The sequence below is a fragment of the Streptomyces laculatispora genome (genome assembly GCF_017353455.1).
Classification (GTDB): domain Bacteria; phylum Actinomycetota; class Actinomycetes; order Streptomycetales; family Streptomycetaceae; genus Streptomyces; species Streptomyces laculatispora.
Map to the genome: position 1 here is coordinate 1 of NZ_JAFMPZ010000463.1, position 8,984 is coordinate 8,984.

The window sequence follows — 8,984 nt, forward strand, 5'->3', positions numbered from 1 at the left end:
CGCCGGGCGACTTCGGCGTCGTCCTGGCCACACTCCGTGCACGTCGGGGGTGGAGCGTGCGCGAGTTCGCCCGGCGGCAGGCGCGTGCTGGTCGGTCTCCCTGCCGAGACCGTCCCTGCCGCGTTGTCCGCCGGATCCATACCCGCCAGCGTACGGAGCCTTGCGACCGCTATTCAATCCCCGGCGAATAGCCGCCGAGCGTGTACTCCACACCTAGGGTGAGCACGATCCTGACGTCAAGGCTTGTCAGAGAGGGGGCAAATGTGCCGCGCATCTTTATCAGCTTTCGCAAAGCGGACTCCCGGTGGATGCGAGACCGCGTCTACCGCGCGCTGTCCGACCGCTTGGGTGCCAACGAGATCTTCAAGTCGGGCCAGTCGATCCCGCCCGGGGCCGATTTCGCCGAGATCCTGCGGCGGCAGGCCGCCGAGTGCGAGCTCATGTGCGTACTGATCGGGCCGGGGTGGCTCGACGCGCGGGGCGAGGACGGTGTGCGGCTCCTGGACCGGGCTCACGACTGGGTCCGGCTGGAGATCGCGACAGCTCTGCGGGCGGGAAACCGCGTCGTCCCGGTCCTTCTGGGTGACGCGACGACGCTGCCCGACGCCTCGGCGCTGCCGGCCGAGATCGCGAAGCTGGCGCGCCTGCAGTTCCTCCGCGTTCCGGAGACCCATCTGCCGGACGGGCTCGCGCACTTGGGCGACTCGGTGACCGCTCTCCTGCCCGACGCCGATGCCGCAGTCGAACCCAGGCACGGCACGGCGCCGGCCGCCGATCCGGAGCCGTCCATGACCATGACGGCCCATGTGTCCGGCGGCGGCAACGCCTACCAGGCGGCCCGTGATCAGACGATCAGGCCGGCGTGAGGGGCGGACGATGAATCATCCCGGAGCGGACGGTGCTCGCCGGATCGGGCCGTACACGCTGCTCGCGCCACAGGGCGCGGTCGGCGGGAACGAAGTCTTTTCGGCCCGCACGGACGAGGGGCTGCTCGTCACGGTCACGGTCGTGGGGCCCGCACTCGCCGCGGACCCGGAGTTCCGGGACCGGTTCCGAGCCGCTGTCGAGGCGGCACGGGCACTGTCCGGTGCCTTCCTCGTACCGGTGCTGGATGCCGACGCCGACGCGTCGGTTCCGTGGCTGGCGACCCGGTTCACCGCCGGACTGCCGCTCCGGCAGGCGGTGGACCGGCACGGCTCGCTGTCCGAACCGGCTCTGCGGATGCTCGCCGACGGCCTCGCCCAGGCCCTGGCCGTGCTCCACGCGGCCGGGACGGTACACGGCGGCGTGACCCCGGACTCGGTGCTGCTGACCATGGACGGGCCCCGCATCACCGCCCTGGGGATGGCGGGAGCCACCGCAAGCCCGGCGCCCGCACCGACGGACGACATGTTCGACCTCGGGTCGACCGTGCTGTTCGCAGCTTCCGGCGGCGAGGCGGGCACGGGCACCCTCCCGGTGTCGCTGCACGACGTGATCGGCGGCTGCCTGTACCCGGACCCGCCGGACCGTCCCACCGCCGAACAACTCGTCGACTACCTGCGGCACCAGAACCTGCCCGCTCTGCAGGGCAGTTGGCTGCCGCCGGCGGTGACCGCCGACATGGCCGCCGCGGCCGCGGCGGTGGGATCGGTGTCCGCCGGGGGCAGTGGTCCGGGCCCGGTTCCTCCGCCGCCGGTGATCGCCGCCGGCACGGGTGTCAGCCGCCGGAAGCTGATCATCGGTCTGGCCGGGGGCGTGGCCGTACTCGGCGGAGGCGCGGCGGCACTCGCCTTCTCCGGTGACTCGTCACCGGCACCCGACGGCCGGGCCGGCTCTACTTCGCGGCCGGCCTCTCCGTCAGGCGTGCGCTCCCCGTCGGCCTCCTCCGCGTCGCCGTCCTCGACGGACGGACCGGAAGCGGTCGTCCTGGACGGCCCCGACGCCACCAAGGCCTGGTCAGGCACCGGAAAGAACGCCCCCACCTGCCTGGAGGCGTCCGACAAGGTGGTCATGGTGGTCACGGACGCCGCTACGTCCTTCCTGGACGCCGAGACCGGGGACTCCGTGTTCCAGAAGCTGAACACGACCAACCAGTTCGGCACGAGCATGTTCACGTACCCGACGGCGTACGCGGACGGAGTGTTCTACCTGCTCTGCGACACACCGAGTAAGTCAGGCCTACTGGCGGCGTTCGACGCCACCAGCGGGAAGGTGAAGTGGGCGACCAAGATGGCCGACGCAGAGCCCGGCGGCGGCAAGCATCTGACGATGTACTCCAGCCACTATGTGGCGGCCGCGGGGAACACCGTGTACGTGTGCGGGAATGTGATGGACACATCGAAGTCGTACTCGGACAAGGCTCCGAGCACCGGCTACATCCGTGCGTTCAACGCCGCCACCGGCAAGGGACTGTGGCGGGTCAAGGGCACCGACATCAACAACGTGCTCGTGCCGCCCACCGGTTCCCACCTTCTGGCCACCTCGGCCGTTCCGGGCGAGAAGCCCGGCCGCGTCCAGATGATCGACGCCGGCCGGAAGGGCGCCCGCGGCTGGAACGTCTCCGTCCAGCGCGACGCGTACTACTTCTCCACCGGCTGGCCGCTGACGTGCTACGCCGACGGGCTGTTCCTCTTCGCCGGCGGCAACGGCAACAAGCTGTTCGCCGTCGACGCGGCCACGGGCCGCGAGAAGTGGCATCAGCGCTTCGACGCGAAGAGCGGGGACGAGGTCCATATCGGTACCCCGTTCTCCAGCCCGGACGGTGCGACCGTCTTCGTACCGGTCGGCAGTGACCTGGCCGCCCTGGCCACGGCCAACGGCACGATCCAGTGGGTCGCGACGCTCGAAGGGGCCAACGACATGGGCGGCGCCAACACGTTCGCTGCCTCCTCCGGGTTGGGCGGCAAGGACGCGCAGTGTTCGGCCGACACCGTCTTCGCCACCGATGGCGCCAAGACGCTGTGGGCCATCGACGCGGCCACCGGCAGGGCCAGGTGGAAATACAACGACCCCGGGCAGCCGGACGTCGGGTTCAAGTGGGCAGTGGGCGGCGACCACGTGTTCATCGCCTCCCACCTGACCATGACCGCTATCGCGGCCCACGCACGGTAAGGGACAAGGAGAAGACATGGAGACGAGTGTGGAACTCGCCGGCCTGGCATCGGCGGCCGCGGCGCGCCTGATCGATCTGCTGACGACGGACGGCTGGGCCGCGGTCAGGTCCTCGGTCCTGTCGCTGTGGCGTTCCGCGCACCCGGAGCGCGTCGATAACGAACTCACCGACGCGCGGTTCGAGTTGCTGGAGGCGCGGCGGACGGGTGGCGGCGAGGAACTCCAGGGGCTCCTGGTCGCCGAGTGGCAGGCCCGCATCGTCCGGCTCCTGGCCACGCGGCCGGACGCCGTCGCCGAGCTGCGCGCGCTGCTCGGCGAGGAACTGCGCGCTGCCGGAACCCCGGAACAGCAGATCACGGGCTCGATGACGCTGGAGGCACACGTCTCCGACGGCGACGCCTTCCTGGCCGGCCGGGACATGACCGTCACCAGGGGCGGAGAGGCGTGACGGAGCGCGGCACCGGCGCCCCGCCCCCGGACGGGCCACCCCTCTGGCAGCCGAGACACCTGGAGGCGAGCACGACCGGCGACGGCGACATCTACCAGGCCGGCCGCGACCTCCACGTTCGTCACGGCGACGAGGGGCGCAGAACCGTGCCCGGCCCCGGCTCCGCCCAACTACTGTGCCCGTACCCGGGCTTGGCCCCGTTCGGCGGGCAGTACAAGCAGTGGTTCTACGGCCGTGAGCGCATGGTTCACCTCGTGTGCGAGCGGATGGACGCCCGGCTGCGTGAGGGCGGCCCGCTGGTGCTGATCGGTCCCTCGGGGGCCGGGAAGTCGTCCCTGCTCTCGGCCGGGGTACTGCCGGCCCTGGACGCCGGCCGGCTCCCGGTGGCGGGTTCGAGCACCTGGCCGCGGCTGCTGCTGACCCCGACGGCGACCCCGGCCCTGGCACTGGCGGCCGCCGCCGGGCTCGACGCCGAGACCGCCCTGCGCACGGCACCGGCGTGGCGGGCCGATCCCGCACGGTGCCTTGCCGAGCTGCGCGAGATCACCAAAGCCGGGGAGTCCCCCTCGGCGGGCCTGGTCGTCGTGGTCGACCAGTTCGAGGAGATCTTCACGGCCTGCAACGACGAGGTCGAACGGAAGTGGCTCATCGACGTGCTCGACCGTCTGGCCCGGCCCACGGGCGGTGCGGTCGTGGTGCTGGGAGTGCGCGCGGACTTCTATGCCGCGTGCACGGCCCATCCGCAGCTCATGGCGGCGCTCCGGGCCGGACCGGTGCTGCTGGAGCCGATGACGGAGGACGAACTCAAGGACGCGATCCGCCGCCCGGCCGGCAACGTGGGGCTCACCGTCGAAGAGGGCCTGGTCGAGGTGCTGCTGGCAGACCTGGGAGCGGTCGGCAGACCGCTCGGCAGGAACACCACGGGCCGGCTGCCGCTGCTCGCACACGCGCTGCGGGCCACCTGGCAGCAGCGCCACGGCCACACGCTCACCGTGGACGGATACCGCGTCACCGGCGGCATACAGGGCGCCATCGCCAACACGGCGGACCGGCTCTACGACACTCTGCCGCTGTCCTGCCACGAGGCCGCGCGGTGGGTGTTCCTGCGGCTGGTCATCGTGGGACGCGACGCCGACGACAGCCGACGGCGCGTCCGGTACGACGAGCTGCTGCGTCACGCACCGGACCGGGACGCGGCCGTCAGAGTGCTGGACGACTTCACCCGTGGCCGGCTGCTGACCCGGGACCGGGACACGGTGGTGATGACACATGAGGTGCTCATCCGCGCCTGGCCCCTGTTGCAGGACTGGATCCAGCACGACCGCACCGGGAACCTCGTACGACAGGATCTGGAGGAGGCGGCCGCGCTCTGGGAACAGGCGGGTCGGGAGGCAGCCGCGCTGTACCGCGGCATCCGCCTGGAGACGGCCCTCGCCTGGGCGGACACGCACGGGCCGGAGCTCAGTGCCGTCGACCGGGCCTTCCTGGCGGCCGCCCGCCACCACCAGCGGCGCGGGCAACAGCTCCGGCGCGCCGCGGTCGCCACCATCACCACCCTGGCCGTGCTCGCCTCGATGGCCGCGGTGTTCGCCTTCCGGCAGGAGTCCCACGCCCGGGATTCCGCCACCGATGCCCTGCGCTCCCGCGACAAGGCCGTCAACGCCGCCGTCGCCTCCACGTCCGTGCAACTGGCGCAGAGCGATCCCTCACTGTCCGCTCAACTCGCGCTGACCGCCTACCGCATGGACCCGAGCCCGGAGGCGGCGTCCCGGCTCATCTCGACCGAGAACATCCCGCTGGCCACACGGCTTCCCGGCCCGCGCGGCGCGGTGTACACCGTGGCCTACAGCCCCGACGGGCACATGCTGGCGTCCGGGAACGTCTACCAGAACCTCGTCCGGCTGTGGGACGTCTCCGATCCCGGCCGTCCGGTGTCGCTGGGCCGACCTGTGCCCATGGACGGTTCTGTCGATTCGATCCTGTCGCTCGCGTTCAGCCCGGACGGCCGAGTGCTGGCCGTCGGTGGCCACACCAGCCACAACGGCGACAACGGTTCCGGCGGAATCGTCGACCTGTGGAGCCTGACCAGCCCCAGTCACCCGGTGGGGCTCGGCCGGCTGAAGAGTCCCGCCATTCAGGGCTTGGACGCCATGGGCGCCGTCGAGTCGCTGGTGTTCAGTCCCGACGGCCGTACCCTGGCCGCCGAATGGCACGCCGGACTCATCAGCTTCTGGGACGTCACCCGACCCGGCCACGTCGATCCCGCGAAGGCGCCGCTGAACCTGAAGTGCCCCGACGTCTACTCGGATCGCATCGCGTTCAGCCCCACCGGGCACACCCTGGCCGCAGCATGCAACGACAAGGCCGGCACCATCAGCCTGTGGAACACCACGGACCCGGCCAACCCCGGCCGGATCGGCAGCACCATGAAGGCCGGGTATCGCGTCAACTCCCTGGCGTTCAGCCCCGGGGGCCGCACCCTGGCCGCCGGATCCAGCGACGGCAAGGTGCACCTGTGGAAGGTCTCCGACACCGGCGACCCCACTCCCCTGGGCAAGCCGCTGACGGGTCCCGACCGGCCCGTCATGTCGGTGGCGTTCAGCCCCGACGGTCACACGCTGGCGGCAGGAAGCGCCGACCACACCATCCATCTGTGGAACGTCACCCACCCCAAGACCATCGGCCCTCTGGGCCGGCCGCTGACCGGCCCCGGTGACTCGGTGACCAGCGTGGTGTTCAGCCCCGACAGCCGCACGCTCGCCGCCGGGAACAGCGACGGCAACGTCGATCTGTGGAATCTGCCGCCGACCCGGATCATCGGCGCCGGCGGCAATGTGGCATCCGTGGCGTTCAGCCCCGACGGCAACACCCTGGCCGCCGGAAACCAGAACGACACCGTCTCGCTGTGGAGCACCGCCGACCCCAACGCCCCCGCCCCCCAAGGCGATCCGCTCACCGGCCCCAAGCACCCGGTCGACGCGGTGGCGTTCAGCCCGGACGGGCACATCCTGGCCGCAGGCGACAGCGGCGGCACCGTCACGTTGTGGAACACCACCGACCCCAGCCATCCCGTGCGCATCCCCAAGCCCCTCACCGGGGCGGACGGGCTCATCTTCTCCCTGGCGTTCAGCCCCGACGGCCATACCCTGGCCGCGGCCGGCGACAACGAGCTCGGCCACATCGCCCTGTGGGACATCAGCGACCCCGCCAACCCCGCCTACCCGTCCAACATCTCCAATTCGGGCACCGCGTCCGTCCAGTCCCTGGCGTTCAGCCGCGACGGCACGATGCTGGCGGCCGGCGGCGACGGCAGCAACGGCACCGTCGGACTGTGGAGCACGACGGACCTCGGCACCCGCATCGGGGAGCCGATCAAGCAGCCGACCGGCACCAGCACCTGGGTGGCGTTCAGCCCGGACGGCCGCACGCTCGCCACCGGGAACAGCCGCGGCACCATCACGCTGTGGAATGCCACCGACCCCAACCACCTCACGCGCAGAGGCAGCCCCCTGACCGTGCCCGACGGCAGCATGTGGTCGGTGGCGTTCAGCCCGGACGGGCACACGCTCGCAGTGGCCGGCGCCACCGACAGCGGCACCATCAACCTGTGGAACGTCACCGATCCCGACCGCCCCACCGCCATCGGCCGGCCGCTGACCGTGGAGACCGGAGCCGTCGCCGTTCTGGCGTTCAGCCCGGACGGTCACACCCTGGCCGCCACCACGGACGACGGTGTGGCCACGCTCTGGGACCTACGAGCCAAGTCCGCCATCAACCGTATCTGCGCAGCGAGTTCCGGCGCCCTGAGCCGACAGCAGTGGAGCCGGTACGTTCCCGAACTGCCCTACGACCCACCGTGTGCGACCACCTGACGAGGGACAACGATCGACTGAAGCAGGCCCCCACGGCGTCTCCAGTGCTCAGCGGCCCACGTGTGCGGTGAACGCGGCCCAGGCGGCGGGCGGGAGGGCGAGGGCCGGGCCCTCGGGGTGCTTGGAGTCGCGGACGTGTACGGCGGCGGGGTGCGCGGCGACTTCGACGCAGGCGCCGCCCTCGTCGCCGCTGTGGCTGGACTTCTGCCAGGCGTAGCCGACTTCGACACAGGCGCCGCCCTCACTGCCGCTGTGCCTGGACTTCTTCCAGGCGTAGCCGACTTCGAGGCACTGGCCGCCCTCGTCGCTGCTGTAGCTGGACTTCCGCCACTCGTAGGCGACTTCGAGGCACTGGCCGCCCTCGCTGCCGCTGTAGCTGGACTTGAACCACGCGCGTGCAGTGCTCATTGAACTCCCAGCTCTCCCAGCAGACGGTTCAACAGGCCCAGGGTGTCTTCGGGACTGAGGGCCTGAGCTCGCAGCATCGCATATTTCTGGGCCAGGATGCTGATCTCATCGGGGTCGGCAACGAGCAGGCTTCCGCGCTGGGTCTCGGAGTAGGCAACCTGTTGATAGTCCGGTGTTTCCAGCAGGGTGAACGGGCCGTCGAGCCCGGCATGGGACCGGTGGCTCAACGGGAGAATCTGCAGGCTGACGCCCGGCAGCATCGCGCACGTACGCAAGTGGCGGAGCTGCTCCACATGCGCCTCGTCGTCAACGAGTTGGAGCCTCACCACCGGCTCCCAGATGACGAAGCTGATCGTCGGCGGCTCGCTGCGGTGCAGGATCTCCTGGCGTTCCAGCCGGGAAGCGGTCTGGATCGCGATCTTCTCCTCGCTGAACACGGGGACCCGGTTGCGGAAGACCGCCCGAGCGTAGGCCTCGGTCTGGAGCAGTCCGGGCAGGACCTGGTTGTCGTACCAGGAGAGGGCCAGGGCCGTGCGCTCCAGGTCCATGTACTGCTCGGCCCAGGCCGGTACGAGGTCGACCTCCGGCATGTTCTCCACCGCCGTGGCCAGCGCGCCCTTCGTCTCCAGCAACTGGTCCAGCCGGCTCGCCAGGTCCGGGAGGAGCGAGCGGCGGCCCTGCTCGATGGAGGCGATCGTCTCCACCTGCACTCCCACCGCATTCGCGAGTTGGGCCTGCGTCAGACCCGCCGCGACGCGGAACAGGCCGAGCAGCTTGCCCACGAGTTTCATGGCCGAGGCGTTCTTGCGCTGCCGATTACTGGGGTGCATACGGTCCCCACTCCCACCCTTGTCCGTGGTTCACGCCTCGGCGCACTCGTACAGGAAATCTGTACGGGTGCCCTGTCGGCGGCCGTCCCGGCCACGAGGCTCGTGGCTCGAAGCTCGCAGCTCGGGGCTCGGGTCCCGGGCTTCGGGAGGGGCGGTTCACTCGTTCGAGCGTACGAAGGGGCAGGTCGCCCCGGGGCTTGGGGCTTGGGATTCGAGCTCCGAGATTCGAGCTGCGAAATTCGAGCGCCTTCTTTTAACCGGTAGGGAAAGAAGGGTGGTTGGGAAATCCTTCCCGACCTCCCTGACCCGTCACGGCCAGCAAGTATGACTAAT

6 protein-coding genes are annotated in these 8,984 nt (G+C 70.6%); 4 read left to right on the plus strand and 2 right to left on the minus strand.

Annotation, left to right across the window (positions count from 1 at the left end; translation table 11 throughout):
• Nucleotides 1–263: 263 nt before the first annotated feature.
• The 4 genes from J1C73_RS22595 to J1C73_RS35805 are packed head-to-tail and all read left to right on the plus strand — an operon-like array spanning nt 264 to nt 7,413.
• Nucleotides 264–866 carry a toll/interleukin-1 receptor domain-containing protein gene (locus tag J1C73_RS22595; RefSeq protein ID WP_207318022.1) on the plus strand — a complete coding sequence of 201 codons (603 nt, stop codon included), beginning with the start codon at nt 264–266 and terminating at the stop codon, nt 864–866.
• A 10-nt stretch (nt 867–876) separates the two neighbouring features.
• Nucleotides 877–3,093: an outer membrane protein assembly factor BamB family protein gene (locus tag J1C73_RS22600; protein ID WP_207318023.1), complete on the plus strand. Its 2,217-nt coding sequence runs from the start codon at nt 877–879 to the stop codon at nt 3,091–3,093.
• Between the two features lie 16 nt (nt 3,094–3,109).
• Nucleotides 3,110–3,541: a hypothetical protein gene (locus tag J1C73_RS22605; RefSeq protein WP_207318024.1), complete on the plus strand. Its 432-nt coding sequence runs from the start codon at nt 3,110–3,112 to the stop codon at nt 3,539–3,541.
• Nucleotides 3,538–7,413 (plus strand): nSTAND1 domain-containing NTPase, encoded by a 3,876-nt coding sequence (locus J1C73_RS35805; RefSeq protein WP_207318025.1) that lies wholly within the window; start codon nt 3,538–3,540, stop codon nt 7,411–7,413. Before J1C73_RS22605 ends, J1C73_RS35805 begins: the two co-directional genes overlap by 4 nt.
• Nucleotides 7,414–7,461: 48 nt before the next feature.
• Here the strand turns inward: J1C73_RS35805 and J1C73_RS22615 are convergent, their stop codons facing one another.
• Both J1C73_RS22615 and J1C73_RS22620 read right to left on the minus strand, forming a co-directional pair.
• Nucleotides 7,462–7,821 carry a DUF397 domain-containing protein gene (locus J1C73_RS22615; RefSeq protein ID WP_207318026.1) on the minus strand — a complete coding sequence of 120 codons (360 nt, stop codon included), beginning with the start codon at nt 7,819–7,821 and terminating at the stop codon, nt 7,462–7,464.
• Nucleotides 7,818–8,612 (minus strand): helix-turn-helix domain-containing protein, encoded by a 795-nt coding sequence (locus J1C73_RS22620; protein ID WP_207318027.1) that lies wholly within the window; start codon nt 8,610–8,612, stop codon nt 7,818–7,820. The genes J1C73_RS22615 and J1C73_RS22620 overlap by 4 nt, the downstream gene beginning before the upstream one ends.
• Between the last annotated feature and the right edge of the window lie 372 nt (nt 8,613–8,984).

What these genes read in the sequence shown, in the direction of transcription:
- J1C73_RS22600 (WP_207318023.1), top strand. Translation starts at nt 877, where the DNA reads ATGAATCATCCCGGAGCGGACGGTGCTCGCCGGATCGGGCCGTACACG.
- J1C73_RS22605 (WP_207318024.1), top strand. Translation starts at nt 3,110, where the DNA reads ATGGAGACGAGTGTGGAACTCGCCGGCCTGGCATCGGCGGCCGCGGCG.
- J1C73_RS22615 (WP_207318026.1), bottom strand. Translation starts at nt 7,821, where the DNA reads ATGAGCACTGCACGCGCGTGGTTCAAGTCCAGCTACAGCGGCAGCGAG.
- J1C73_RS22620 (WP_207318027.1), bottom strand. Translation starts at nt 8,612, where the DNA reads ATGAAACTCGTGGGCAAGCTGCTCGGCCTGTTCCGCGTCGCGGCGGGT.